Source organism: Paraburkholderia sediminicola, from assembly GCF_046026855.1.
In the GTDB taxonomy this organism is placed as follows: Bacteria; Pseudomonadota; Gammaproteobacteria; order Burkholderiales; family Burkholderiaceae; genus Paraburkholderia; species Paraburkholderia sediminicola_A.
In genome coordinates this window covers 453,061-478,649 of the sequence record NZ_JAQQET010000001.1, presented here as the reverse complement: position 1 = coordinate 478,649, position 25,589 = coordinate 453,061, and the positions used below count along the sequence as shown (strand labels likewise).

The following is a 25,589-nucleotide window of genomic DNA, read 5'->3' as shown; positions in this document are numbered from 1 at the left end:
ATGTTAGCGTTATGAAATTCAACTTTCGCTATTCTAGCGGTGCGCGGAAGATAGGGGCTCGCTGTACTTTTTATGACCCAGTCACCGGAGTATTTCGCGCATGAGCTCTCCCGTTGTTTTCATCGACGGCGATCAAGGCACCACCGGGTTGAAAATTCATGAACGGCTTCGCGATCGGACCGATCTGAAACTGTTCACGCTTCCCACGGCGGAACGCAAGGATTCCAGGCGTCGCGCCGAAGCCATCAACGCCTGCGACATCGCCATCCTCTGCCTACCCGACGACGCTGCGCGTGAGGCGATGGATACGATCGCCAATCCCGCTGTCAGGGTAATCGACGCAAGTTCCGCCCACCGCACACAGCCGGACTGGACATACGGCTTTCCGGAAATGACTCCGGGGCAGGCTGAGCGCATCAGGCACGCACGTCGGGTCACCAATCCAGGTTGCTATCCGACCGGTGCAATTGGCTTGCTGCGCCCCCTGCTGCACGCCGGGCTCATACCAGGCAACTATCCGTTGAGCATTTACGCGGTGTCCGGCTACTCCGGACGCGGGCGTGCCGGCGTCGAAGAACATGAGGGGCCGGGTGCTGTCAACGCACCGTCGTACCAGGTATATGGTCTGGAGCTCGCGCACAAGCACACCCCGGAGATCCAGCGGCACGCCGGGCTCGCGCAGCGTCCGATCTTCGTCCCTGCGTATGGTGCGTTCCGCCAGGGCATCGTGCTGACGGTGCCCTTGGATGTGCGGCTGCTGGCACCCTCCGTGGACGGCGCTACGTTACACGCGTGCCTCGCACGCCACTATGCCGAGGCGGCCCACGTACATGTCTCGCCGCTGCCCGAATCGTGCGTCTTAAAGCAGCTGGATCCGCAAGTACTGAACGGTACGGACGATATGCGCTTAAGCGTATTTCCTAACATGGAACACGGGCACGTCCTGCTATCCGCAGTTTTCGATAATCTCGGCAAAGGCGCGTCGGGCGCTGCGGTGCAGAATCTGAACCTGATGCTCACGCAGCAGTAGTGGCCAATGGATTTAGATAGCGTTCGGCCGCACGCATATGCCAACGATTGTTGGCAATCTGGTCGTGGCCGTCGAATGTCTCATACTGGCCGATACTGTTGAAAAAGTCGCTGTCCGTCTCTGTCGCGAGGTTTTCGGGGGTCTTCTTACCCTTGACGACTGTTCGCGAGCGGGTTGTAGGCCGATCTGAGAGGTCGATTTTCTTGCGAGTGAATTGAAAAGGCCACGCAGCGACTTTTTCAACAGAATCGAGCAGCAGCCGACGTTCGACCGAGCACTCGATGGCGTGGGCCAACGTCTGTAGTTGGCCGGTCACTGCCCAACGTCGATCGGCGGCACGCGACCCGGAGCGGTCCTTCGCCTCTGTCGAAAACGGACATTCAGCGCACTAGGTATGCCGCCTCAGATCATAGTATCGGCCGCACGCCCGCGGTGCGCGACCAATGGTCGGCGGTGTCGCGCACGACGTTGCAGACCTGCACTCTGAATTCTGTAAAAAAGACGCTGCGCCCCTTCTTCTTCGCTTCCACGTGCTCCGGATGTCTTGCCCAGGCATGCATTCCCTCCTCAGACTCGAACTCCACGATCGTCACGCGTTCGCCATCCTCAGCAACGAAGCCTTTGTGTGAGATGTAGCCAGGTACGTCGGCGGCCAGCGTGCTCATCCGGGACGCCCACTGTTTGTACTCATCTTGAGCATCAGCGTTAAGCCTGGACCTGAAGACGGTCACGATCATTATCAATTCCTTCACAAAGCCACGCGTGCGTCATTGCAGCAGGCATTGCAGAGTCTAAGTTCAGCACACAATTCATATAAAATGAATATATAAGAAATTATATTTCTCATTTTAAGAAAATGGACCTGACCGATCTGCGTGTATTTCAAGCTGTCGCCCATACGGGTGGTATCACTCGTGCTGCGGCATTGCTGCACAGAGTGCCGTCGAATATCACTACTCGCATTCAGCAACTGGAAAGCGATCTCGGCGCGTCGCTCTTCATACGCGAGAACAAGCGTTTTCAGCTATCGCCACAAGGCAAGGTTCTGCTCGACTACGCGACCCGCCTGCTGGCGCTGGCTGAAGAAGCGCGTGGAGCGATGCACGATGAAGTCCCGCGCGGTGTACTTAACCTGGGGGCAATGGAAAGCACTGCAGCCATTCGCCTTCCATCACTACTTGGCCAGATACATGAGCGCTATCCCGATCTGTCGGTGGAACTGCGAACGGGCGCGCCTCGGCCTTTGACCGCGCGAGTCCTGGCGGGTGAACTGGACGCTGCGCTAGTCGCCGAGCCGGTTTCCGATACGCGACTGGAGACCATGCTCGCTTATATCGAAGATCTGGTGATTATTGGCCCCCAGGATCATCCGCCCATCCGGTCAGCTCGCGATTTGCGCACAGGTACGCTACTGGCCTTCGAGCCAGATTGCCCGCATCGGCAGCGGTTGGAGGCATGGTGTGCACGTGACAGTGTGGCTCCTCAGCGGATTGTTGAGGTTGGCTCGTATCACGCAATTCTAGGCTGCTGCATTGCAGGTATGGGAGTTGCGCTGATTCCCGCTGCGGTCCTTGATACCTATACCGAACGGGCCAGGCTGTCAGTGCACAAACTGAAAGGCGAATACCGCAGCGTCCGGACTCTTCTCATCTGGCGCAAAGACGCTCCGCAGCCCAAAGTCCGTGTCCTGGCAAGTTTGCTACGGGAAGTCCAGCGAAAATGATCAAGAACGTAACAGAAGAAATTTGATGGAGTTGCCCCATCCTCAACAACAGGCTCCCGACACCGATTGTTGACGATCCGGGCGCTGACATCGACCGTCTCAAACTGGCCGAACCTGAACATTGCCGGGTCCCCCGTTAATCCTCGATGCGGGCGGGGGGCGAGGCGCGTGAGGAAGGCGGGGCGTGGACCATCACCAAAGCGATGATGAGCCGGAGCGCGCGGGTATTGATGGAAGGATGGGTGAGGGTGCCGGGGGAATGAATTGAGGTCGGCCCGGCATTGAGGCATCGCTGCAACGATGTACCTGTACCGCTGATCACAGCGATGCCCTTCGCCCACGCCGCCATCGTTGCCCTGAGATGGCGAAAAACCAGCCAGCCGTAGCCCGCCCCTGAACTACCTGGCGGGCAAACGAACCTCGCCGTCCACCAGCAGTACGTGTTTATCTGCTGTGACGATGTATTGCACCTTCTGCGTTGCCGTCACGCTGCCATACGACTCGCCGTTCACGAAAACGGAGCCGTTCTTCAGTTCGACGGTGTCACTACCGACACGGGCCTTTCCCTGTGTCCCGACGAGCGTTGCTTCGCTTCGATCCGGCGTGGACGAGCTGCTGACGGACGTGCCTGTTTCTGCGGTACTTGAACTGCACGACGTCTGGCAGCCGGCGACGGTTGATGCAACAAGCATGGCCATGATGATGGAGATTCCTTTCATCGCGGGTCCTTTCCTGAATGACACCTCATCCTACTATCTGAATCTGGGCGCTGCCTGACGCCGTTGGCGCTCACGGCTTCCGACCGAGCTCATCGGCGGCACGTCCTCGTCAGCGAAAACGGGAGTTGGCCAGCCCTCGATTGTCCTCGCTGGCAGCGCCAAGGTCGCAACCGAGGGTTTCACAGGATGAAACTTTCGCGCGTATCAGCCGATAACTCGGGCACAAACCACTGGGACGCCGATTAGTCCACCGGCGCCACCCGGCGCGCCCATTCACGTGCCGCTTTGCACGACAGCCCTGCGCGATTTTCATTCGTTTGCAAGAGGACCCAGTATGCACAAACTCAGTTTTACGCAGAAGCTGTGGCTACCGCTGATCATCAGCCTCGTCGCGTTGCTCGCAGTCTCAGTGTCGGCAGCGTTGCAGTCGCGTGAGACGCGCATCGAGGAACGCAAGCACGATCTCACGAACGTCGCGCACGTCGGGCTCAGCATCGTGACGGAGTATGCGGCGCTGGCGCAAAGCGGCGCGCTGCCGGAGGCGGAGGCCCGCAAGCAGGCGCTCGCGCGCCTGCGCGGCATCCGCTATGGCGAAGACGGCTACTTCCTCGTGATCAACTCGAAACCGCAGATGGTGATGCATCCGATCAAGCCGGCACTCGAAGGTAAGGATCTCGCGGGCAGCGCCGATGCCGACGGCCGTCACCATTACGTGACATTCGCGTCGGTCGCACAGGCGCCGGACGGCGGCTTCGTCGACTATGTGTTCCCGCATTCGGGCGCGGCGCCGGCGCAGGCGGTCGGCAAGATCGGCTACGTGGTGCGCTATGCGCCATGGGACTGGATCATTGCGACCGGCGCCTACGTCGACGACATCGACGCTGCATTCATGGCGTCGCTGTGGCTGATCGGCGCGATCTTCGTGGCGGTGTCGATGGTACTCGTGACGCTCGTCGCAGTGACGAACCGCAGCATCGCGCGCACGGTTGGCGGTGATCCGGCCTACGCGGCGAACGTGGCGAATGCAATTGCATCGGGCGATCTGACGGTGGCGATCCGCACGCGCGAGGGCGACACGTCGAGCCTGCTGCATGTGATGCAGCGGATGCGCGACGCGCTGACAGACACCATCTGCCAGATCAAGCACGCGTCCGACAACGTCGCGTGCGGTGCGAACGAGATCGCAAACGGCAATGCGGACCTGTCGTCGCGCACGGAGAGCCAGGCGGCGTCGTTGCAGGAAACGGCATCGAGCATGGAGCAGATGACGGCGATGGTCCGCCAGACTGCGGACAATGCGCGCACCGCGAGCGAGCTTGCGGCCGGCGCCGCGAATATCGCGAACCGCGGCGGCGACATGATCACGCAGGCGGTCGCGGCGATGAAGAACATCTCGAGCGAATCGGGCCGCATGGTCGAGATCATCGCGACGATCGAGGGCATCGCGTTCCAGACCAACATCCTCGCGCTGAATGCGGCGGTCGAAGCGGCGCGCGCGGGTGAGCAGGGCCGCGGCTTCGCGGTCGTCGCGAGCGAGGTGCGCAGCCTCGCGCAGCGTAGCGCGACCGCGGCGAAGGAAATCCGCGCGTTGATCAGCCATGCGGTGGGCAGCGTCGGCAGCGGCGCAACGCTGGTCGAAAACACCGGTTCGACGATCGACGAAGCGCGCGACGCGATCATCCGAGTGACCGGCGTCGTACAGGAAATAGCGGCGGCGGCAGCGGAGCAGAGCGCCGGCATCGACCAGGTGAATCTCGCGGTCACACAGATGGACAGCATGACGCAGCAGAACGCGGCACTTGTCGAGCAGGCGGCGGCCGCGGCGCAGTCGCTGAAGGAGCAGGCGATGAGCCTGCAACGCGCGGCCGCGGCTTTCCACGTGGAAGACGCCGACGCTAGCGGTAGCGCACGGTTCGCGCCGGCTTCGATTTCGGCACCGCGCCGCGCCGCGTTCGCGTAAGGGCCGGCGCCGCGAGGAATTACCTTTTAGGAACCATCGGCCGGCGATGATTCGCCGCTGCTGGAAGGAAATGGCCGAAGCGCTTCTTCCCGCGGCAACGCTGCAGGGGCATCTGTGGCGAGCCCGTAAACCTCGATGCCACTTAGCACGCCCTCGCTCGCGAAAATGAATATCCCGGCCGGCTTATCGGTCGGTCCAAAGAAGAATTCTCCAAGAATGCGCACCCCGGCGGCGCAGGTTGGCGGCCCTTGATCTGGAAATTGACGCTTGCGCAGCCTTAGCATGGGGACATCGGTCATCCGCTCAGCGACTTGCCATCCACCGCGGTGCGTAATCAAACTATAATTTAAACAGGGCTCGGTCAGACACGGCGTTCTGAGCATGCTGTCATGCAGCGGTGGCTTCGCTAATTTGTCTGACGCTTTCGCCCGGCTGCCGTCGAAACTTGACATTGTCAGGAACAGATTGGCGAAGACAGTACAGTTTCTGTGGGATAACCGCGGAGCGAAACATGCAAAGCCAACCTGGTTTCAAAGGAAATCACCTGCTCGCGGTTTTGCCCGAAGCGGAATCACTTCGCCTTACCCCACATCTGGTGCCGGTTGACATGCCCTTGGGGCATGTCGTGTACGAGTCGGGTGATCACCTCCATGACGTGTATTTTCCGACCACCTCCATCGTCTCCCTTCTGTACGTCATGGAAGATGGCGCGTCTGCCGAAATTGCGATCGTGGGCAACGAAGGGCTTATCGGCATTGCACTTTTTATGGGCGGGGAAACCACACCGAGTCGGGCGATTGTGCAAAGCGCTGGCGCGGCGTACCGGCTTGATGGCAGGATTCTGAAAGAGGAATTCCATCGCGCCGGCCCGGTGCAGCGGCTGTTACTGCGCTATACCCAGGCACTGATTACGCAGATGGCCCAAACAGCCGTTTGCAACCGGCACCATTCGATCGACCAGCAACTGTGCCGCTGGCTGCTGCTCAGCATGGACCGCCTGCCGTCGAACGAGCTGACAATGACGCAGGAGCTAATCGCCAACATGCTTGGCGTGCGGAGGTCCGGCGTGACGGAGGCGGCGCTGAAACTGCAGGACGCGGGACTGATCCGCTACAGTCATGGCCACATCGAGGTGCTGGATAGACCGGGGCTAGAACACCGCGTGTGTGAATGCTATGGCGTGGTGAGACGGGAATTCGACCGGTTGCTGCCCGATCTGATGGCGTTATAAGAGCCGGATCTTCCGTTCACGCATCCAGTTTCTCTTAATGCTTCCCAGCATGTTCGATACTCCTTCGCTGCTTCCGGCTGTCGACGTCCCGATGCGCTGAAACTGTCATTGAAAAAGACCGAGGTTCGCAACGTGCTTCTTGATGGGCGGTTTCGGTGTGGTGGAGATACGCGCCGATGGCATCCAGGGACTCGGCGCTGCTGCGGTGTTTATGTCGCGACTATCAACTAAGCTCGTACATGCGCGCGAAAGATCACCGATACCGGCTTGCCGGTTTGCGGGTGTAAAGGCTCTCGCATTTCCCGAAGAGTCAGCCCGCTAGTCCACATCAGTTCGAGCCAGGCGTGCACGGTCCGGAAGTACCAGGGCGGGGCATCGTTAAACGCCTCATCAAAACCCGCCCACGAACCCGTTCGCCAGCCGTCCACGTACGGCAGATCACCGCATGCAACCAGGGGATGCAGCGTTTGTACGATCAAGGATCCACCCGGTTTGAGTAACGCCGGAATAGTGCGCAGCAGACCCTCCACCGATTCCTTGCCGAGCAATGAGAAATTGCAGACCACGACATCGGCATTCAGTTTGAGTTGTCCCTCTGCGATCGCTTCATAGGACAGAACCCGGCCGTCGATCACACCGGCTTGCGTCGCGGCGAGCACCAATGCCGGCACCACGTCTACTGCCGTCACGCCGATTCCGTTGTGCTGAAGCGCGAGGGCAAGCCAGCCTTCCCCGCAGCCCAGGTCGACGACGCTGGCCGGTTCGCAAGCCAGCACCGCATCCAGCACGGCACGATCGGTGACCAGTCGCCTGCTCTCGATTCCCCTGCGGCGTACCGCATTCATCCAGGGCAAAGCGTTGCGCTGCCATGAATCGATGATCTTGCTGTCGCTAAGCGGTTCGATATTCATCGCTCGTTCCATCCACTATGTGCGCTTTGCGTTTCCCCGCGCCTCGGTGCGCGCTTCGATTGCGTGTACGACGGCCGCCATATCGGCTTGACCATGACCCAATTCGACGGCCTCGGTGTACAGGTTAAAGCAGACATCCAGCAACGGCGATGCGAGATTCGCATTGCGCGCCGCTTCGGCCGCGAGCCGGTTGTTCTTTAGCACGTCGAGGATCGAGGCCTGCACCGTGAAATCCTCGTTCACGAGTTTGTCGACCTTCACGCGCGATACGTTGCTCGCCATCGGGCCTGCGTCGAGTACGGCCTGGAATTGCGTCATGTCGAGCCCGTAGCGCCGTGCGAGATGCGACGCCTCGGCAAGCGCGGTCACCATCGGAATCAGGAACGTATTGACCGACAGCTTCATCAGCAGCCCGGTAGGCACTGCCCCGCAGACCACCGTTTCGTGGCACATCGGCTTGAGGAGCGGACGCACTTCTTCGACAGCCGCCGGTTCGCCCGCCAGCATCGCCACCAGTTGCCCTGCTTCGGCCGGCTTGCGTGAGCCCGAGACAGGCGCCTCGACGTAACGTCCTCCCGCCGCGCGGATGTCGGCCTCGAGGCCAAGCGAATAGTCGGCCGACGTCGTTCCCATGTGCACGATCGTATGCTGTGCGACGTTCGTTGCGAAATCTGCGGTGTGGCGGCCGAGCACTGCGTCGAGCGCTGTATCGGTTGCCATCATCAGGATGACGATGCGAGCTTGCCGGAAGACGTCACCGGCGCTGTTTGCAACCTGCACGCCTGCGTCGTGCAACGCGGCGCAACGTTCCAGCGTGCGGTTCCATACCGCCAGTTCGGTACCAGCGCGCGCGAGGTTGAGCGCCATCGGCTGTCCCATCACGCCCAGGCCGATAAATCCCACTTTCATGAGTGTCTCCATTTATTAACCGCTGCTTATGGCCACGGTTCGGTGGATCGGGTGCGCGGATGCAGGCGCATACACGACAACGGCGCGGCCGCTTTGGCCACCTCGTTACGCTTTCCCCGGACGCTATTGATGGCACCGGGCGACGCCGCCCAGTCTATCTAAATCGCCGCCATCACGCCTGTATGCCGACGGTGTCGGTTTTTATAAGAAAAATGCATCAATTCCTAAAATTATTTCATTTTACTGTTCGCGGTGCAGCGCTCAGGATGAGGGCGCAGTAAGGAGAGGCGGCCACTATGAACACCACAATACTGGACGATTATTTCGACACGCTGCGCGGCCTGCCTTGCTTCCACAAGCTGGACGGCCATCCGGAGGTACTGTCCAGCCTTGTACCCGGTGGTTCCGTCGGCATGGAAGCGGGCATGCACGACCCCATCGAACCACTGATCCTCGATCTGCTGGAATGGATTGGGCCGGGTGCACGGCCTTACAGTGAAACGATCGAAGTCTGGCGCACTTCCTGCCCGCGCCTGCCGGTCTGGGAGGATGCCTGCGCGCGCGGTTATCTGACACGCACTCATTTACCCGGTGGCGTGGCCGAAGTGGCGCTCAGCCAGGCCGGCGCCAGCTATCTGCGCGCGAGCCGCAGCATGCCGGGGGCGGATCCGCACTCGGCCGATTGAGCGTCGGTGAAAGGGGGACTGACATCCGCACAATCTGAAGGGCTCCTCAGCCCGCAGATTCGAGAGGTGCTGTTGAATGCATTTGATACATGTCGAGCGTCAGCGCTTCGCCGTCATATGATAGAAATGTAGCCGCAGCCTCCGCGGCGCCATGAGCCGATTCGGCGACCCGCGCGAACATCAGCGGTTCGAATTCGATTACGGCCTCGGCCCAGTGTTCTCGTTCGATAAGCAGTCGGGCCAGCTCTGCGGCATCCAGCATCGCATTGTTCACGCTGTCGCCGCCGAACGGCGACATCACATGCGCGGCATCACCCAGCAACGTGAGCCCGGGACGGTGGGCCCAGCAATGACCTACGGGTAGCGCATAAATCTGCCGTACTGCGAAGTGTTCGTTGCTGGCAGCGAAGAGATCGACAATATCCTCTGCAAAGCCATCGAACTCGCGTTTGAGGGCTTCGCGCATTGTGTCAGGCGTACTGAGGTCGCTATAGTGCGGCTTGTACGGGGAAAGCATCGGTCTGATCCGCGACCATGCGCCATCCGCCCCTACGACGAGGTCAAAGGGCCCCTCCATGCCGTGGTCGAAGCTGAGATGCCAGGTGCCGGTGCTGGTGCTGGTGACGCTGAAGAAGGCAGGCGCGCTGTCTCAGGCCGATCTGGTTCGTCTCTCAGAGGTCGAGCAGTCAAGCATTGGCTGGCTTAAGCGCTGAAGAGAAGGCGGAACTGACGTCGTTGTTGTCGCATGTGAATGCAAACCTGGATGCGGCAGCCCCCAAGGTTTGATCGTTAGCGGTTACGAAAAACCTTGTAATAAAATGTAATTGAAAGTCGAAATTCATCGCTTGGACGTAATTTTTCTGCAAATTGCACCTCGTTTCGCACGATTTTCCCCCACGAAAAAATGAGGTGAACGATGAAAGCGACACGGAGATGGTCAGCGGGTGTGGCGGCGCTCGGCGCAAGCGCACTCGCTTTAGGTGGTGCACTCGCGCCTGCACAGGCGAGTGAGGCGGACGGTGTCAAACACGTCTTGCTCATCAGCTTCGACGGCTTGCACGCGCAGGACGTGGCGCGTTGCATAGCCGGCAATACCTGTCCGAATCTCGCGCTTCTGGCGAAATCGGGCATTACGTACGCGAACGCGTTTACGCCCGGACTTTCCGATTCGTTCCCGGGCCTCACCGCACTCGTTACGGGCGGCTCGCCTAAATCCGCCGGCCTTTTCTATGACGTTTCATACGACCGCACGCTCTACGCGCCCAACGACACGGGCTGTGTCGGCAAGCAGGGCTGGAACGTCGTGTTCGACGAAACCACCGGCAAGGACGGCGAAAACGGCGGCCCGCTCGTGCACCTCGACGGCGGCGGCGCGTTCAATCCGCAGGCCATTCCGCGTGCGCGCGTAGGCGCGAAGTGCGTGCCCGTCTATCCGCACGACTACGTGAAGACGAATACGATCTTCGAGGTCGTCAAGGAGAACATGCCCAATTCGTACACCGCGTGGGCCGACAAGCACGCGTGGGGCTACGACTGGCTGAACGGCCCGTCGGGCCGCGGCGTGGACGATCTCGCGCGCACCGAGATCAATTCGATCGACCCCGCCACCAACACGTACTACCTCGACACGTACACGCATACCGAGAAGTTCGATGACTATCACGTGCAGGCGCTCATCAACGAGATCGGTGGCAAGGACTCCACCGGCACGCGCGACGAACCGGTGCCGACGCTCTTCGGCACCAACTTCCAGACGTTGAGCGTGGCGCAGAAAGCCACAGTGGCGACGGGCGGCGGCTATCTCGACGCCGGCTTCACGCCGGGTCCTCAAGTGACGGGCGCCATCAGCTATATCGACAACGCGCTTGGCCGCGTCGTTGCCGCGCTCCAGCAGCAGAACCTCTACTCGTCCACGCTCATCATCGTGACCGCCAAGCATGGCCAGTCGCCCACCGATCACACGAAACTCGTGAAGAACGGCGACACGCTCACGAAGTTGCTTGAGGCGAACAACTATCTGGATCCAAACGGCAACTTCGGCCAGAACAACACGAAGAGCGGCAATCTGAACGACGGCACGGGTCTCGTCAACACCGGCTTCGTGCAGACCGACGACGTTGGCCTCGTCTGGGTACGTGATCAATCGCAGCGCGACGCGGTGGTCACGACGCTCAAGAAGAATCTCTCGTGCAACGCGCCTGGGATCTGCGCGGACGGCCCGCAGGCATATATTCTCTACGGTCCCTCCCTGGTGAACCGCTTCGGCGATCCGGCGCAAGGCCGCACGCCCGATATCATCGTGCAACCGAACCCCGGCGTGATCTACACGTCGAGCACGGCGAAGGATGAAGAGCACGGCGGCAATGCGCCCGACGACAGCCATCTTGGCCTCGTCGTTTCGTATGCGGGGCTGCACCACCCCGGCCGTCGGGTCGATGAACGCGTCACGACCACGCAGGTTGCGCCCACCATCCTGAAGGCGTTCGATCTTGATCCGCACCTGCTGCATTCCGTTGCCCTCGAAGGCACGCGCGCGCTGCCGGGCCTCGGCTTGAGAAGCGACGAGTAACTCACGTAGCAGCGCGGGCCGGCATGTCGCACGAAACGCTGGCCCGCGTATCAGGATGCGCCGGTCACTTCCGGGTTTTCTTCGGGATCAGTAGTTGCGCCAATTCCTGCAGGAACCGTACGGGCCCCTCTGTGTGCAGTGCGCGCCCGCTGCTGAGTGCGCCGTCAATGATTGTTCCCAGCCGTAAAGCCAAAGTCTCCGGCTCATCGATGCGCAAGGCTCGCGCCAGATCCGCGAGCCGCCGCCGCACCCCAGCCTCACGACGAGCAGGGACGATCGGCTCAGCAATTCATTGTGGACGTCATGATCGAACAGGGCGGGACGACGCGTCGCATCACCGCAACGGGACGCGATATCTATGCGGTCAGTGCACCGATCATCGTGGAGGCGACTGAGCGGTTGCTGAGCGGCAAGGTCGCGCCGCGAGGGGGTGTCTTAAGTCTTGGAGAAATTTTCGATGCCAGGGATTTTCTCGCCGCGCTCGATACGGTGACGGTTTCCTATGACGCCGTATCCAGCCCGATATTGACGAGGAGAGGCGAGCATGAGCGGAACGTTGAGTAATACGAACCGCTGTCCCTGTATCACATACGCATAGCCCTATCCCGGGTGTCTTTGCCAAAAGGGCTATTGCGCGCGACGTTTTGACCGGCCTGACGGTTCCGGCTGTTCTGCCAGGAGGCGGCTGGCCAACTCAAAGCCGTCGACACAATCTCCTGCCGCCCAGGTTTCGGCGAGTGTGGTACGAAGCGTGCGTAGCGTCTTTCGCTGCGCACGCAGGGCGGTCATGAGCTGCTCGATCTCGTCGAGCCGCATGTCGAGTTGGCGCAGCAAATCATCTTTCGGATAAGTCTCGTGACTGGCGAATGCCTCGCGCAGTTTGTCGAGCGGGAAGCCCAGATTCTGCGCCAACTGCACCATGCGCAGGCGCCCAACGGCCATGTCGGAGTAGACGCGATAACCGTTGGCACTGCGCTCCGGAGCGGGTAGCAAGCCGCTTTGCTCATAAAAGCGGATGGCAGATGGCGCGAGGCCGGTTTTTTCCGCGAGTTCGCCGATTCTCATAGCGCTTGACCTTCAAGTTGACTTTAATCTTAGTATAGCGGCATCGTCCATCTCGCACACTGACTTTGCCATGACTACATCGCTGTTTACACCCGTGCAGTTGCCCAACGGCACCTGGCTACCCAACCGTCTGGCCAAAGCGGCGATGGAAGAAAATCTTGCCGACGCGGGGCAACTGCCTGGTGAGACCATCCATCGCCTGTACCGCTCGTGGGCCGAAGGCGGCGCGGGTCTTATCGTCACTGGCAACGTAATGATCGACGGCCGGGCGCTGACCGGTCCTGGCGGGATTGTGCTTGAGGCCAATACGCCCCTTGCACCGTTCATGCAGTGGTCGCAGGCGGCACGCAGCAATGGCGCGCAGGTGTGGATGCAGATCAATCATCCGGGCCGGCAGGTGCTGGCAGCGATGGGCGGTAACGCGTGGGCGCCCTCGGCAGTCCCGATGGCGCTCGGCAAACACAGCAAACTGTTCGCGCAGCCGAGCGCGATGAGCGAAGACGAGATCAGCGAGACCATCGGCCGTTTTGCGGCGACGGCATACGCTGCCGAACAGGCGGGGTTCACAGGCGTGGAAATTCACGCCGCACATGGTTATCTGATCTCGCAGTTCCTTTCGCCGCTGACCAATCACCGCTCCGACCGTTGGGGCGGCAATCTTGCCAACCGTGCCCGCCTGTTGCTGGAAGTCGTGCGTGCGGTTCGCGCAAAGGTTTCACCGGGTTTTTGCGTAGCCGTCAAACTGAACTCCGCCGACTTTCAGCGCGGTGGTTTTTCGGAAGACGACGCCCGGCAAGTCGTGCTGTGGCTGAATGAACTGCCGGTCGACCTGGTCGAGCTATCCGGGGGCAGCTATGAAAGCCCCGCGATGCAGGGCGACACCGCTGACGGGCGCACCCTCGCGCGCGAAGCCTATTTCCTCGAATTCGCCAGAGATCTGGCCGGCGTCGCCGCGATGCCTGTTATGACGACGGGCGGCATCCGGCGTCGCGCGGTGGCTGAACAGGTGCTGAACAGTGGCGTCGCAGTCGTAGGCATGGCCACGGCGCTCGCCGTGATGCCCGATCTGCCCGCACGCTGGCGGGCAGGCGCGGATCTGGGCGCGCACATTCAGCCGATTGAATGGCGCGACCGGGCACTCACCGGGCTCGCCCGGATGGCAATCGTCAAACGTCATTTACGTGCGCTCGGTGCAGGACGTACGGCACCTGCCAGGTATTCCGCGGTCCTGACCTTGATCCTCGATCAATTGCGCGCGCGCCGGCTGACGCGGCGTTATCGGCAATGGAAGCAGGCGCACGCGTGAAGGAAGAGTTGGAGCAGTACACCCTCATTCACGGTTCTACAGGGCAACACGAATGGGCAACGTGGTTGAAGGCCCATGGCGGGTCGGCTGCCAGGAACTATGAACACATCACCTTCAATCTGGATGAGCTTGCGACGAACGCCGCCGCTCGCGGACTGGGTGTCGCGATGACGGATCTCACCCCGGTGCAGCGCTAACCCGCCTTCGGCGCTGCAGCTTTCTGATGATGATCGGCGGCGAGGAACATATACATCGCAGGCACCACGAACAACGTAAAGAGCGTGCCGATCGAGAGCCCCGTGAAGATTACGAGCCCCATCGCATTGCGGCCCGCCGCGCCCGCGCCCGAGGCGATCACGAGCGGCAGGACGCCGAGCACCATCGCCGCTGTTGTCATCAGAATCGGCCGCAGCCGCACGCCCGCCGCTTCTTCCAGGGCCTCGCGTTTCGATTTGCCGGCGTGTTGCAACTCGTTGGCGAACTGGACGATCAGGATGCCGTGCTTGCTGACGAGCCCCATCAACGTGACGAGCCCGACCTGCGTGTAGATGTTCAGCGTCGTCAGGCCGATATTGATGAAGATGAGCGCACCGAAGAGCGCCATCGGCACCGAAACCAGAATCACGATCGGGTCACGGAAACTTTCGAACTGCGCCGCGAGCGCGAGGAACACGATGATCGTCGCGAACAGCAACGTGATGACGAAACCACCGGACTCCTGGACGAACTGCCGCGATTGCCCTGAGTAATCCGCGGAATACCCCGCTGGTGCGGCCTGTGTGGTTGCCTTGCGCAGAAAATCGAGCACCTCGCCTTGTGATACGCCTGGCACGGTCACGCCCGAGATCGTCGCCGAGTTGAGTTGCTGGAAGTGGTTGATCGATTCCGGCACGACGTTGTGTTCGAGATGCGCAATCGTCGAAGCCGGAATGACACTGCCGTCCGGCGTACGCAGGTAGTAGTCGAGCACCTGCGAAGGATTCAGGCGGTCGGTCTGCAACACCTGCGGAATCACCTTGTACGAGCGCCCGGCGATCGAGAAGTAGTTGACGTAGCCGCCCCCGAGCGCTGAGCCGAGCGCTTGCCCGACGTCGCTCTGCGAGAGGCCGAGCGAGGCGACCTTGTCGCGGTCGACAATGAGCGTGGCTTCCGGCTTGTCGAGCTTGAGATCGCTGTCGACGAAGAAAAACATCCCGCTCGCGCGAGCTTTCTGCAGGACGGCCTGCGATACCTCGTTGAGATTCTCGAAGGGCTCGGTCGTGCTGATGACGAACTGCACCGGCAGACCTTGCGAGCCCGGCAGCGGCGGAAACTGGAACGCCGCGACGCGAGCACCGGCAATCTCATTCCATTTCTGCTGCAATTCCTGCTGCAAGGCGGTCGCACCCTTGCTGCGCTGGTCCCATGTCTTGAACAGTACGCCGCCGATCCCCTGGTTGAGCGTCGGCGCACCAGTGAGCTGGAACATCTGCGAGTATTCAGGCAACGCTTTGGAGATGTTGAACACCTGGTCCGCGTAGGTCTGCATCTGCTGGATCGTTGCGTTCGGCGGCCCCTGGATCTGCGACAGGACGATCCCCTGATCCTCCTGCGGCGCGAGCTCCGATTTCGACGTCATGAACAGGTAGACCGTGCCGCCGAGCAGCAGCGCGCCCATCAAGGTGAACACGGGCCAGGTGTCGAGCGTCGCGTGCAACAGACGGCCGTAGCCACGATGGACGCGGTCGAACTGGCGGTCGACGAAACGCGCGAAACGCCCAGACTCCTGCTCCGCGCGAAAGAAGCGCGAGCACATCATTGGCGACAACGTCAGCGCGATCACGCCGGACACGGTCACCGCGCCGGCGAGCGAGAAGGCGAACTCGGTGAAGAGGGCACCTGTCAGGCCGCCCTGAAAACCGATTGGCGCATACACGGCGATCAGCACGACGGTCATCGCGAGGATCGGTCCGCCGAGTTCGCGTGCGGCGATCAGCGCGGCATCGAGTGGCGCTTTGCCTTCTTCCTTCATGTGACGATCGACGTTCTCAACGACGATGATCGCATCGTCCACGACGAGCCCGATCGCGAGCACGAGTGCGAGCAGTGTCAGCAGATTGATCGAATAGCCGAGCAACTGCATCACGAAGAACGTGCCGATGAGCGACAACGGCATTGCGATCAGCGGCACGACGACCGCGCGGAAACTACCGAGGAACAGGAAAATCACCACGGTGACGATCAGCAGCGACTCGACCAGCGTCTTGATGACTTCGACGATTGCCGTGTTGACGAAATCGGTTGCGTCATAAACGATGTCGCCCGTCATGCCGATCGGGAACTGCTTCTGCAGTCCGGGAAAGACGGCCTTCACGCGTTTGGCCACATCGAGGATGTTGGCGTCCGGTGCGACCTTGATACCGATGAACACTGAACGTTTGCCGCTGAACGCGACGTTGAAATCGTAGCTGTCGGCGCCAAGCACGACGTTCGCGACGTCTTCGAGGCGCACGATCGCGCCGTTCTTCTGTTTGACGACGAGTTGCTTGAAGTCGTCGACGGTATGCAGGTCCGTGCCTGCGTTGAGGTCGACGCTGACCATTTGCCCCTTCGTCGTGCCGAGCGTCGCGAGGTAGTTGTTGTTGCCGAGCGCCGTGAAGACGTCGGTTGCCGTCACGCCGTGCGCGGCGAGCCGCGTTGAATCGAGCCACGCGCGCAACGCGAACTGCCGGCCGCCGAGGATTTCGGCCGTCTGCACGCCTTCGATCGAATCGAGCTTGGGCTTGATGACACGCAGCAGGTAATCGGTGACGTTGTTGCTTGGCAGCACATCGCTGTAAAAGCCCATGTACATGGCGTCGGTGGTCTGCCCGGTCTGGACCGTCAGCACCGGCTGCTGCGCCTGCGGCGGTAACTGGTTGCGCACGGAACCGATCTGCGTATTGATCTCGGTGAGCGCGCGATTCGCGTCGTAATTCAGACGCAGCGTTGCGGTAATGGTCGAGACGCCGGTGCTGCTGGTCGACGACATGTAGTCGATGCCTTGCGCCTGGGCGATCGCGGCCTCCAGCGGCTGGGTGATGAACCCGGCGATGGTGTCGGCGTTCGCACCATAGTAAGCCGTGCTGATCGTCACGACCGCGTTTTCGGTCTGCGGATATTGGCTGACTTTCAGCGCGGCCAGCGAACGCAGTCCGAGCACGAGAATCAGCAGGCTGACGACCGAGGCAAGCACGGGCCGCCGGATAAAGAGATCGGTGAATGTCATCGCGCGGTCTCTCTATTGTTCCTGAGGCGTCGGGTTCGGACTGTCCGTCGGCTGCACGCTGTTGTTGATGACAAGCGGCGTGCCGTTCTTGAGCTTGAGCTGCCCGCTCGTCACGACCTGCGTGCCGGCTTCTACGCCTTTGAGAATCGCAACCTGATCGCCGCGCGTCGGCCCTGGCGTGACGAACACCTGCTGCGCGACGGGCAAGGTCTTGCCTTGCGCGTTGGGTTGCGTGCCCTGCTTGACGATGAATACGGTCGCGCCATAGGGGTTGTAGGTGATGGCCGTTTGCGGCAGCGTCAGGTGGCGCTGTCCGGCGCCCGCGTCGATCTTCACGTTCGCGTACATGCCCGGCAGCAGCTTGCGCTCATGATTGTCCACACTGGCTTCGATCTGCACGTTGCGCGTGGCGCTGTCGACTTTCGGGCTGACCGACTGGATTTTGCCCACGAACGTTTGCCCGCTGTACGCATTGGTGTCGACCACAATGGCCTGGCCGATCGCGAGCTGGCCGAGCTGCTGCTGCGGCAGGTAGAAATCGGCGTAGATCGGATCGATTGCCTGCAGCGTGACGATTGCATCGCCCGGATTGATGTACTGCCCCGGATTGATCGTGGTGATGCCGAGGCGCCCCGCAAACGGGGCGCGGATGGTCTTCTTGTCGACGAGCGCGGCCTGTTGCGCGACTTGCGCTTTCTTGCCCTTCAGGTCGGCGGCGTCCGCGTCGAGCTGCGCCTTGGCGATCGCCTTGATGTCGTACTGCGCCTTGTCGCGCTGGTAGACCGTCTGGGCGAGTTCTGCTGCCGCCTGGAGCGACTGGAGCAGCGCCACGTCGCTGTCGGCATTGAGTCTGACAAGAACCTGCCCGGCTTTCGCTTCCTGTCCCGAGTTGAACGCCACCTCGCGCACGAGGCCCGCGACTTCGGTGGTGACATCGACGCCGCGCACGGCGCGCAGGCTGCCGACCGCCGCAAGCTGCGGTTGCCACGACTGATAGCCGGCGACCACCGCCGAGACAGTGGCGGGCGGCGCCGCGTTGCCCGCCATGAACTTCGCGATCATGTGCGCGCGGAACAGGTTGAAGCCGACGAGCGCGGCCAGCAGCAGGCCGACGCAGATCAGCATGATCACCATCCGCTTTGTCATCGGTTTTCTTTCGGTCATCGTGATGTCCTTGCACGGCATTGGCGCGAGGCGCCGGACGTTGCGTTCCTGAGCGTTCCTGACAGCGCGTGTTGCGAAGAGCAGTGAAGCGAGTGTTCCGTCCTGCGATGTGTCAATGCGTCGTTGCGGCAGCGGTGGCCGGCGCGGCGGCGTTCCACCAGCCGCCACCGAGCGACTGGAAGAGGGCCGCGGTATCGGCGTAGCGGGACGCCTGTGCCTGCGCAAGGCTCACCACCGTTTGCTGGTACTGGCGTTGCGCATCGAGAAGCGACAGATAGCTCACTCCGCCGATGCGATATTGCCCGCGCGTCAGTTCCAGCGAATCGTTGGCGGAGCGCCAGGCGTCCGTCTGGGCTTTCAGGCCGGTCGCGTCGTGATCGAGCGCGCGTAGCGAGTCCGCGACGTTCTGGAACGCCAGCAGCACCGTTTCACGATATTGGGCGTCGGCCTGCTCGTACGCCGCCTCGGCCGCGCGCTTCTGCGCACTCAGTTGACCGCCGTGGAAGACCGGTTGCAGCAGACCGGCTCCCAGGCTCCAGATCGTGCTGCCGGCCTTGAACACCTGGGCCGGCGTCAGCGCCTCGGCGCCGTAGCTGGCGGACAGCGTGATCTGCGGATACATCGCGGCGGTCGCCACGCCGATCTGCGCGCTGGCCTGATGCAGCACGGCGTCGGCGGCGAGGATGTCGGGCCGCTGCTGCACCAGTGCCGACGGGAGGCTGACGGGCAGCGTCTCGGGCAACGAAAACATCTCGAGCCTGAATTCGGGCAAGGCCGTGTCGCTGGGCAGTTTGCCGGCCAGCACAGCGAGCTGGTGGCGCACCTGGTCGAGTTGCAGTTGCAGCGGCGGCAGCGTTGCGCGGGTCTGCGCCAACAGGGTCTGCTGCGCGAGTACCGTCGTACGGCCCACGCCTCCCAGTTCGAACTGCTTGCCGAGTACGCCCAGTTGCTCGTCTTCTTCCGCGGCGATCCGCTCGGTTGCTTCGATCTGGGCGCGCAGTGACGCTTCCTTGACAGCCGCGGTCACGATGTTGGCTGACATCGCGAGATAAGCGGCCTGCAACTGGAAGCGCTGGTAATCGATTTGCGCGTGTAACGCTTCAAGTTCGCGCCGCGCGCCGCCGAACACGTCGAGCTTGTACGACACGTTGACGGATGCGTTGTAGAGATTGAACTCTTCGACCAGTCCAGGCTGGCCGAACGCGATGCCGTTCACTTTTTCGCGCGTGGCGCCGAGTTGCGCGTCGACGCTGGGCAGCAGCGAGCCGCCGGCTTGCGCCGAGAAGTTTTCACGCGCCTGCCGCAATGCAGCTTGCGCCGCGACGATGTTCGGACTGTTGACGAGCGCCTGACGGATCAGCGTATCGAGCGGTTCGCAATGAAAGAGCGCCCACCAGGCGGCGGGAATATCCTGTCCCGGCACAAAGCGCTGCGGCAAGCCGGCGGCCCCCGGAGAAGAGGCCGTCTGCTCGGGCATCGGCGAGGCGGTGTAGGTGTCGGTAGCTGGCGCGGCGGGCGTGCGGTAGTCGGGGCCGACCATGCAGCCGGCCACTGCGGCGCTGCCGCAAAGCGCGATGCACACGCGCAGCCGCCGGACAATACGCTGGTTGACGTCGATCATCGATCCACCTTGTTTCGCCTGCGCTTAGCCTGAGCGAGGGGTGCGGGCGGGCCTGTTCAGGCCACCCGAGCTTTCGATGTTTCTTTTCCTGACGGCGGAATTTACCACGCGGAACGATAGCTACGCGTAGCCTAGCATGGTCGATTGTTGCACTTGCGCACGAGATCACGTAGTCCATGCGTGCCTCTGCGGGCTGTCAGGCGGTCGCCTGCATTGCGAGGGATTTCCCTGGGTCCGGCGAACGGGGACACCTCCAGGTTCACTCCGCAGCGATTGCCGGCGTTCTCTCGATCAGAGACCTGATCAGCTCCTGATCGACCGGTGTCGCCGGGTTGTAGACGATCATCTGAAGATCTGGCCGCCCGTCGATCGCGAAGGATGAGAATTCCAGCGAAATCGGCCCGAGCACGGGGTGGCGCAGGTGCTTGACCCCGTCACCGTGGGTTTGCACCTCATTGTCTCGCCACATGGCGGCGAACTCGGGACTTGACCGGCACAGTTCGTCGACGAGCGGCGCTACCTCGGCGTCGGCGCCTGCGCGCGCGGCATCGATCCGGAAGGCGCTTACCACGAAGCGGGCTACGCTTTCCCAATCGAACTGCGCGGCACGAACGCGGGGATCGCTGAAAATCATGCGCAGGATGTTGCGTTTTTCAGGTGGCAGCGTGCCGTAGTCGGTGAGCACGGCCGCGGCTGCGCGGTTCCAGGCCACCACGTCCCAGGTCGCAGTCCTGACGATCGCCGGGCTATAGGGCAGCGCGTCGAGCAGGCGCTGCAGTCGTGGCGTGATCGCGTCACCGCCGCGATAGTGGACTTCGGGTGGATGGCCGAGGCCGAGCAGGAATACGTGTTCGCGCTCGACCTCGGTCAGCATGAGTGCACGGGCGATGCGGTCCAGCACGTCCGCCGACGGATTGCCGCCGCGACCCTGCTCCAGCCAGGTGTACCAGGCCGCGCTGATGTTGGCGCGCTGCGCCACCTCTTCCCGGCGCAGTCCCGCCGTCCGCCGCCGGCCACCAAAAATGCCGAAGGACGCGGGATCGAGCTTGGTCCGCCGGTTCTTCAGATAGTTGCCGAGCCGATTGCCGCTCCCGTCGTCGTTCACATGGGCCATGCGTAACCTCCGAGGACGTATACCTGAATAATGCCATCACTTTAACAGGATGATTTTGCCTCGTACATTGCGCTCAATCAGCTGGACTCGTCTGATTCCGGGTGCTCGAATCTGCCTCGCGCTGAAGCCCTGTATCCGCGCAACTGCAAGCACGCATGAAATCCCGGCCGGCAGCATGACGTTCGCCTTATTTGCGCAAGACAACGACATGGCGAGCAACGACTCGGGCCTTCATGTCTGGCGCGAATCTGGGCATTGACAGGGGAGGGCGGCGCGTTAAATCTGGCGTGCCGAGATCATTCAGCCACGCACTGGCGCGACTCGAGCTGGCTGAAAAACGCTTCAAAGCCCTCGATGGGAAGCGGGCGGCAGAAATAGTAGCCCTGGTACGCATGACACCCCGCGGCAGCGAGGAAGTCTCGCTGAGCCTCGGTCTCCACACCCTCGGCGATAACCCCCAGGCCGAGGCTCTGCGCAAGCGCCACGATGGTTCTGGCAATCACGGCGTCGTTGGGGTCGACGAGGACATCACGCACGAACGACCGGTCGATTTTCAACTGATCCAAAGGCAGACGCTTCAAGTAGGAAAGCGACGAATATCCGATACCGAAATCGTCCAGTGAAAAGACAACGCCTCTCGCCTTGAGCGCACCCATCTTCTGGATGATGTCCTGCGCGTTGTCCACCAGCACACTTTCCGTCAGTTCCAGTTTCAACCTGTCTGCTCTCGCGCCTGTCTGGTTAATGATGGCCAACACCTTGTCCACGAAGTCGGGTTCGCGGAACTGCTGGACGCTGACGTTGACCGCAATCGTGAGATGAGCCATCTCGGGCCGCGTTGCCCATTGCGCCAGTTGCGTGCAGGCCGCTTCCAGAACCCAGCCGCCCAATGCAAGAATCAATCCGGTCTCTTCAGCCAGTGGAATGAAATCGGCAGGCGGCACAATACCTCGCAAGGGATGTTGCCAGCGCACCAGCGCTTCGACGCCCGTGACGCAAGCGCCGTCGACCTGTGCCTGATAATGAAGCAGAAACTGATCTTCCTCGATTGCGTTGCGCAGTCCCGCCTCGAGCGCAGCCCGCTCCACCACGACAGTCTGCATGTCCGGATCGAAGAAGCACACCGCATTGCGTCCTCTCTCTTTCGACTTGTACATCGCGAGGTCGGCCTGCTTCAGGAGCTCGTCTATGGAAGCCTGCTGCCCCATGAATACGGTGGCGCCAATGCTCGCGGTGCTGCGGTATTCAATGTCGCCAAGCTGATACGGCATGCCAAGGACTGAAAGAATTTTTTCGCCCTGAGTCTCGGTCTGGCTCGCTGCCTCCTCGCGGTTTTCATGCAAGCTCCCCAGCACCACCACGAACTCGTCTCCACCCACCCGCGCCACGGTGTCGCTCTCGAGTACGCTGGCCGCCAGACGTTGCGCCGCTTGCTGCAGCAGCAAATCGCCTTTGTCGTGGCCGAGGGTGTCATTCAAGGTCTTGAAGTGATCGAGGTCGATGAACAGCAAGGCGCCGCACGCTTCGCTGCGGGCGCTGGAGGTGATCGCCTGTTTCAGCCGATCCAGCAGCAGGGTGCGGTTGGGCAAACGGGTCAGCGCGTCGAAGAAGGCCAACTCCTTGATTTTTTCCTCCGCGATCTTGCGTTCGGTAATGTCGTGATGCGTGCCGACATAGTGACTGACAGCACCATCTGCTCTCATTACCGCGGAGATCGTGAGCCACTTGGGATACACCTCGCCATTTTTGCGGCGGTCCCAGATTTCTCCCTGCCATCCGCCAGTCCGGTGGATGGCTTCCCACATCTCGCGGAAAAAAGTGGTGCCGTGGCGGCCTGATTGAAGTATTCGCGGTGTTTGGCCCACAATTTCGCCGGCGGTATAGCCGGTGCATTCGGTGAAAGCCGAGTTCACGCGCAGAATGTTGGCGTTGGCGTCGGTGATCATCATCGGCTCCTGCGAGTCGAAGGCGACAGCGGCGATTCGCAGTTCGGTCTCGACCTGTTTACGCTCGGTAATGTCGCGCCCGCTTGTGCGAAAGCCAATGAAATCGCCTTTGGCATCGCTGATTGGAACCCACGAAACGGAAAGCCAGACCAGTGAGCCATCCTTGCGAACGCAACGAAACTCGAGATCATCGCCGCGAAAGCCCTGAAGTCCCTTCAGAAACTCAGGGGCGACACGGGAGCGATCTTCCGGATAGATCAGGGTGCCTGCAAAGTCGGGCATGGCCATGCATTCTTCGACCGTATAGCCCGTGTATTCCTGCACGGATGGGTTGATCCAGCGGGGCTTGCCGTCCGGGCCCCACCAGACCTCCCAGTTGACCGTGCAGTCGGCGATCGCGCGGAATTTTTCCTCGTTCTCGCGCAATTCCTGTGTCATCGCGGAGGCGAGCCGCAGCGCGCGGCCGCGACCGGTCATCATTAGCCAGGTGAGCAGCGCGAGCAGCAGGCTAAGACCGATGCCGGCGCTGGCGATCAGCAGTTCAGCGTTGCGGCCGAAACGGGATTTGAAGTCGTCCTGAGCGCTCATCGAAAGCGTCCAGTCGTGTCCGCCAACGACCAGATACTCGTTGGCCGAAATGATCGTGAGCGGATGCTGGCCGCCTGTTGCAGGTGTTCTGTGCAGCAGTGCCGCGGGGGACGGTTCAATGCCGTCGTAGATGGCGATGCTGAGTCCCGGCGGCTGATCGCCGTACAGACTTGCGATGACGTCGTGCATGCGGAACGAAGCGTAGACCCAGCCGACCAGGTGCGCCCGGCGCTGGGCGACGCTGTCCTGCGATTGCCCTTGTGCGTAGATTGGCAGGTACATGATGAAACCGGGGCGCGCGTCGGCCTCGGTATCCACCCAAAGACGGACCTTCCCGGAGATGCTTGCCATTCCGGAATCGCGCGCCTTTTCCATGGCGCGCCGCCGCACCGGGTCGGCCCACGCGTCCACGCCCAGCGACGCGCGATTGAGACCAATATACGGCTCACGCTGGATGACGGGTGCGTAGTTGTCGCGCGAGCCTCGGGGCTCAATGGTGTAGCCGGTCAGACCTTGCTGGCGCATGGCGGCCACATGAGCATTCTTCTGCGTCGCCGGTACCCATTCGGCGATGCCGATGGCCTGGATGCCGGAGAAGTTCGCGTCGAGATTGAGCGTGCCGACGTAGCTGCGGAATTTGTCACGGTTGATTTCGCCGGTGGCGGCGAACAGGCTCTGCACGCCGCGCAGCAGGAGCTCGTAGGTCGCCATACGCTGTTCGACCCGGCTGACGGCGTCGCCCAGCGAGAAGTTGAACTGGGCGAGCAGTTCATGGCGGGCAGCTTGCCGTTCGTGGTCCCAAAGTATCCAGGTAACACTGAGTGAAGTGGACAAGACCATTAACGGGAGCAGGACCAGGCGCGCCCAGCTCACGGTGGCGTCTGGAGGTCGACCATCGAATCAGCGAGGTCGGGTTTGAAGTACTTCTCGAAGATGCGCTGGACGGTGCCGTCCGCGCGCATGTCATTCACGAGGGCGCGCCACTTTTCCCGCTCGATTGCCGACAGCGCCCGCTTCGACATGATGAGGCCGTGCGGTACGGCGGGGTCATTGAACTCCACAATGGTAGTCACGTCGCGGATTTTCTTTTCATCGAGAGCAGGATAGTCGAAGGGTTCGATAATCATGCCCTGGATGTGCCGGAGGATCAGTGCCTGATACAGCGGATCGAGGCCGCCTGCCTGGCTGACGCGGTTTTCGGCCGATAGTTTATCGACCAGCCGGTTGGCGGAATCGCTGTAACGGAAGCTGCGGATAACGCCAAGCTGAAACTGCTTGTTGTGCTCGAAATCGGTCAGTTGATGGATGCCGGCATCCTTGCGCACCAGCAAATAGTATTTGTTCCGGAAATACCAGGCGAAATCCGCGTATTGATTACGCTCGTCGTTGGTAATTCCGGACAGGCTGAAATCAAGTGCGCCGGACTCGATCAGTTTCCAGATACGGGCACGTGACATGAGGCTGACCCGGATCTGGCAGCCGCTGCGGCGGATGAGTTCGTCGGCGAAGTCTTTGTCGATGCCGGTGTCGGTGTCGACGGAATAGAGCAGGCCGTGGTCGTGCAACGCGAGCGTAAATGAACGCGAGCAATCGGGACCGGCCGCCATCGCGCTGCCAAGACAGCATAGCGCAAGCAGCAAACCGCCAAGGCCATGTCGAATCACAGTGTCTCCCGCGCGAGAAGGTAGCTTGAATATAACCTTCCATTAACCTGCCGTCCGTCTGGATGGCAGGTTTAGCCCTCCCGGCGTTCGGTCGTTCTGTCGTTTTGGCGGCGAACGGGCGGGGTGGATTCTTGAA

General features: G+C 61.5%; 24 protein-coding genes. 10 read left to right on the top strand and 14 right to left on the bottom strand.

Translation table 11 applies throughout. From position 1 onward, the window contains the following. The first annotated feature begins 100 nt into the window (after positions 1-100). Positions 101-1,030, top strand: a complete 930-nt coding sequence (gene argC / locus PQR40_RS02120) for an N-acetyl-gamma-glutamyl-phosphate reductase (RefSeq protein ID WP_408227575.1) — start codon at positions 101-103, stop codon at positions 1,028-1,030. Here the strand turns inward: argC and PQR40_RS02115 are convergent. Both PQR40_RS02115 and PQR40_RS02110 read right to left on the bottom strand, forming a co-directional pair. Beyond that, positions 1,017-1,346 (bottom strand): hypothetical protein, encoded by a 330-nt coding sequence (locus PQR40_RS02115; protein WP_408227578.1) that lies wholly within the window; start codon positions 1,344-1,346, stop codon positions 1,017-1,019. The two genes, argC and PQR40_RS02115, sit on opposite strands and share 14 nt — an antisense overlap. Positions 1,347-1,437: 91 nt before the next feature. Further along, positions 1,438-1,767, bottom strand: coding sequence for an antibiotic biosynthesis monooxygenase family protein (locus PQR40_RS02110; protein WP_408227581.1), 330 nt, complete (start codon positions 1,765-1,767; stop codon positions 1,438-1,440). 119 nt (positions 1,768-1,886) lie between these two features. On the opposite strand from PQR40_RS02110, the gene PQR40_RS02105 reads away from it, so the two are divergent. Continuing rightward, entirely contained in the window at positions 1,887-2,753 is an 867-nt protein-coding gene (locus PQR40_RS02105) for a LysR family transcriptional regulator (protein WP_408508324.1), read from the top strand. A gap of 398 nt (positions 2,754-3,151) precedes the next feature. Here PQR40_RS02105 and PQR40_RS02100 read toward each other — a convergent pair whose 3' ends face one another. Then, positions 3,152-3,472 (bottom strand): hypothetical protein, encoded by a 321-nt coding sequence (locus tag PQR40_RS02100; RefSeq protein WP_408338855.1) that lies wholly within the window; start codon positions 3,470-3,472, stop codon positions 3,152-3,154. Between the two features lie 334 nt (positions 3,473-3,806). On the opposite strand from PQR40_RS02100, the gene PQR40_RS02095 reads away from it, so the two are divergent. After that, entirely contained in the window at positions 3,807-5,432 is a 1,626-nt protein-coding gene (locus tag PQR40_RS02095) for a methyl-accepting chemotaxis protein (protein WP_408508323.1), read from the top strand. Positions 5,433-5,458: 26 nt separating this feature from the next. On the opposite strand, the gene PQR40_RS02090 is transcribed toward PQR40_RS02095, so the two are convergent. Further along, the gene (locus PQR40_RS02090; RefSeq protein WP_408338859.1) at positions 5,459-5,884 is read right to left on the bottom strand and encodes a hypothetical protein; all 426 of its coding nucleotides are present in this window, start codon (positions 5,882-5,884) and stop codon (positions 5,459-5,461) included. A gap of 59 nt (positions 5,885-5,943) precedes the next feature. Between PQR40_RS02090 and PQR40_RS02085 the strand changes: the two genes are divergently transcribed. Beyond that, a complete protein-coding gene (locus PQR40_RS02085) occupies positions 5,944-6,663 on the top strand; it encodes a Crp/Fnr family transcriptional regulator (RefSeq protein WP_408227593.1) in 720 nt (239 codons plus the stop codon). A 227-nt stretch (positions 6,664-6,890) separates the two neighbouring features. Here PQR40_RS02085 and PQR40_RS02080 read toward each other — a convergent pair whose 3' ends face one another. Continuing rightward, complete coding sequence (locus tag PQR40_RS02080; protein WP_408508322.1) at positions 6,891-7,574, bottom strand: class I SAM-dependent methyltransferase; 684 nt, start codon at positions 7,572-7,574, stop codon at positions 6,891-6,893. A gap of 15 nt (positions 7,575-7,589) precedes the next feature. Continuing rightward, positions 7,590-8,495, bottom strand: coding sequence for an NAD(P)-dependent oxidoreductase (locus PQR40_RS02075; protein ID WP_408508321.1), 906 nt, complete (start codon positions 8,493-8,495; stop codon positions 7,590-7,592). 284 nt (positions 8,496-8,779) lie between these two features. On the opposite strand from PQR40_RS02075, the gene PQR40_RS02070 reads away from it, so the two are divergent. Next, a complete protein-coding gene (locus tag PQR40_RS02070) occupies positions 8,780-9,169 on the top strand; it encodes a 3-phosphoglycerate dehydrogenase (protein WP_408508320.1) in 390 nt (129 codons plus the stop codon). 46 nt (positions 9,170-9,215) lie between these two features. On the opposite strand, the gene PQR40_RS02065 is transcribed toward PQR40_RS02070, so the two are convergent. After that, a complete protein-coding gene (locus PQR40_RS02065) occupies positions 9,216-9,635 on the bottom strand; it encodes an FAD-dependent oxidoreductase (RefSeq protein WP_408388007.1) in 420 nt (139 codons plus the stop codon). A gap of 109 nt (positions 9,636-9,744) precedes the next feature. On the opposite strand from PQR40_RS02065, the gene PQR40_RS02060 reads away from it, so the two are divergent. The 3 genes from PQR40_RS02060 to PQR40_RS02050 all read left to right on the top strand — a co-directional run bounded on the left by PQR40_RS02060 (position 9,745) and on the right by PQR40_RS02050 (position 12,302). Continuing rightward, positions 9,745-9,882: a hypothetical protein gene (locus tag PQR40_RS02060; RefSeq protein ID WP_408227608.1), complete on the top strand. Its 138-nt coding sequence runs from the start codon at positions 9,745-9,747 to the stop codon at positions 9,880-9,882. A 203-nt stretch (positions 9,883-10,085) separates the two neighbouring features. Next, on the top strand, positions 10,086-11,738 hold the full coding sequence (locus PQR40_RS02055; RefSeq protein ID WP_408508319.1) for an alkaline phosphatase family protein: 1,653 nt from the start codon (positions 10,086-10,088) through the stop codon (positions 11,736-11,738). Positions 11,739-12,041: 303 nt separating this feature from the next. Then, positions 12,042-12,302: a hypothetical protein gene (locus PQR40_RS02050; protein ID WP_408508318.1), complete on the top strand. Its 261-nt coding sequence runs from the start codon at positions 12,042-12,044 to the stop codon at positions 12,300-12,302. A 63-nt stretch (positions 12,303-12,365) separates the two neighbouring features. On the opposite strand, the gene PQR40_RS02045 is transcribed toward PQR40_RS02050, so the two are convergent. After that, entirely contained in the window at positions 12,366-12,803 is a 438-nt protein-coding gene (locus PQR40_RS02045) for a MerR family transcriptional regulator (protein WP_408227620.1), read from the bottom strand. Positions 12,804-12,873: 70 nt separating this feature from the next. On the opposite strand from PQR40_RS02045, the gene PQR40_RS02040 reads away from it, so the two are divergent. Together PQR40_RS02040 and PQR40_RS02035 are read left to right on the top strand one after the other, a co-directional pair. Further along, positions 12,874-14,109, top strand: a complete 1,236-nt coding sequence (locus tag PQR40_RS02040) for an NADH:flavin oxidoreductase/NADH oxidase family protein (RefSeq protein WP_408338875.1) — start codon at positions 12,874-12,876, stop codon at positions 14,107-14,109. Continuing rightward, positions 14,088-14,306 carry a type 2 periplasmic-binding domain-containing protein gene (locus PQR40_RS02035; RefSeq protein ID WP_408227626.1) on the top strand — a complete coding sequence of 73 codons (219 nt, stop codon included), beginning with the start codon at positions 14,088-14,090 and terminating at the stop codon, positions 14,304-14,306. The genes PQR40_RS02040 and PQR40_RS02035 overlap by 22 nt, the downstream gene beginning before the upstream one ends. Here the strand turns inward: PQR40_RS02035 and PQR40_RS02030 are convergent. The 6 genes from PQR40_RS02030 to PQR40_RS02005 form a co-directional block, all read right to left on the bottom strand. Further along, positions 14,303-17,356, bottom strand: coding sequence for an efflux RND transporter permease subunit (locus PQR40_RS02030; protein WP_408508317.1), 3,054 nt, complete (start codon positions 17,354-17,356; stop codon positions 14,303-14,305). The genes PQR40_RS02035 and PQR40_RS02030 overlap by 4 nt on opposite strands. 12 nt (positions 17,357-17,368) lie before the next feature. Further along, entirely contained in the window at positions 17,369-18,520 is a 1,152-nt protein-coding gene (locus PQR40_RS02025) for an efflux RND transporter periplasmic adaptor subunit (protein ID WP_408338879.1), read from the bottom strand. Between the two features lie 112 nt (positions 18,521-18,632). After that, a complete protein-coding gene (locus PQR40_RS02020) occupies positions 18,633-20,141 on the bottom strand; it encodes an efflux transporter outer membrane subunit (protein WP_408338881.1) in 1,509 nt (502 codons plus the stop codon). 259 nt (positions 20,142-20,400) lie between these two features. Continuing rightward, a complete protein-coding gene (locus PQR40_RS02015; RefSeq protein ID WP_408227637.1) occupies positions 20,401-21,255 on the bottom strand; it encodes a helix-turn-helix transcriptional regulator in 855 nt (284 codons plus the stop codon). 296 nt (positions 21,256-21,551) lie between these two features. After that, positions 21,552-24,662 (bottom strand): bifunctional diguanylate cyclase/phosphodiesterase, encoded by a 3,111-nt coding sequence (locus PQR40_RS02010; protein ID WP_408508316.1) that lies wholly within the window; start codon positions 24,660-24,662, stop codon positions 21,552-21,554. Continuing rightward, complete coding sequence (locus PQR40_RS02005; protein ID WP_408338887.1) at positions 24,659-25,453, bottom strand: substrate-binding periplasmic protein; 795 nt, start codon at positions 25,451-25,453, stop codon at positions 24,659-24,661. The genes PQR40_RS02010 and PQR40_RS02005 overlap by 4 nt, the downstream gene beginning before the upstream one ends. Positions 25,454-25,589: the final 136 nt, after the last annotated feature.

Bases quoted from the DNA above. Each gene is read 5' to 3' on its own strand.
- argC (WP_408227575.1), top strand. From the start codon at position 101: ATGAGCTCTCCCGTTGTTTTCATCGACGGCGATCAAGGCACCACCGGG.
- PQR40_RS02110 (WP_408227581.1), bottom strand. From the start codon at position 1,767: ATGATCGTGACCGTCTTCAGGTCCAGGCTTAACGCTGATGCTCAAGAT.
- PQR40_RS02105 (WP_408508324.1), top strand. From the start codon at position 1,887: ATGGACCTGACCGATCTGCGTGTATTTCAAGCTGTCGCCCATACGGGT.
- PQR40_RS02100 (WP_408338855.1), bottom strand. From the start codon at position 3,472: ATGAAAGGAATCTCCATCATCATGGCCATGCTTGTTGCATCAACCGTC.
- PQR40_RS02095 (WP_408508323.1), top strand. From the start codon at position 3,807: ATGCACAAACTCAGTTTTACGCAGAAGCTGTGGCTACCGCTGATCATC.
- PQR40_RS02090 (WP_408338859.1), bottom strand. From the start codon at position 5,884: ATGTCAAGTTTCGACGGCAGCCGGGCGAAAGCGTCAGACAAATTAGCG.
- PQR40_RS02085 (WP_408227593.1), top strand. From the start codon at position 5,944: ATGCAAAGCCAACCTGGTTTCAAAGGAAATCACCTGCTCGCGGTTTTG.
- PQR40_RS02080 (WP_408508322.1), bottom strand. From the start codon at position 7,574: ATGAATATCGAACCGCTTAGCGACAGCAAGATCATCGATTCATGGCAG.
- PQR40_RS02075 (WP_408508321.1), bottom strand. From the start codon at position 8,495: ATGGAGACACTCATGAAAGTGGGATTTATCGGCCTGGGCGTGATGGGA.
- PQR40_RS02070 (WP_408508320.1), top strand. From the start codon at position 8,780: ATGAACACCACAATACTGGACGATTATTTCGACACGCTGCGCGGCCTG.
- PQR40_RS02065 (WP_408388007.1), bottom strand. From the start codon at position 9,635: ATGCGCGAAGCCCTCAAACGCGAGTTCGATGGCTTTGCAGAGGATATT.
- PQR40_RS02060 (WP_408227608.1), top strand. From the start codon at position 9,745: ATGCCGTGGTCGAAGCTGAGATGCCAGGTGCCGGTGCTGGTGCTGGTG.
- PQR40_RS02055 (WP_408508319.1), top strand. From the start codon at position 10,086: ATGAAAGCGACACGGAGATGGTCAGCGGGTGTGGCGGCGCTCGGCGCA.
- PQR40_RS02050 (WP_408508318.1), top strand. From the start codon at position 12,042: ATGATCGAACAGGGCGGGACGACGCGTCGCATCACCGCAACGGGACGC.
- PQR40_RS02045 (WP_408227620.1), bottom strand. From the start codon at position 12,803: ATGAGAATCGGCGAACTCGCGGAAAAAACCGGCCTCGCGCCATCTGCC.
- PQR40_RS02040 (WP_408338875.1), top strand. From the start codon at position 12,874: ATGACTACATCGCTGTTTACACCCGTGCAGTTGCCCAACGGCACCTGG.
- PQR40_RS02035 (WP_408227626.1), top strand. From the start codon at position 14,088: ATGGAAGCAGGCGCACGCGTGAAGGAAGAGTTGGAGCAGTACACCCTC.
- PQR40_RS02030 (WP_408508317.1), bottom strand. From the start codon at position 17,356: ATGACATTCACCGATCTCTTTATCCGGCGGCCCGTGCTTGCCTCGGTC.
- PQR40_RS02025 (WP_408338879.1), bottom strand. From the start codon at position 18,520: ATGACCGAAAGAAAACCGATGACAAAGCGGATGGTGATCATGCTGATC.
- PQR40_RS02020 (WP_408338881.1), bottom strand. From the start codon at position 20,141: ATGATCGACGTCAACCAGCGTATTGTCCGGCGGCTGCGCGTGTGCATC.
- PQR40_RS02015 (WP_408227637.1), bottom strand. From the start codon at position 21,255: ATGGCCCATGTGAACGACGACGGGAGCGGCAATCGGCTCGGCAACTAT.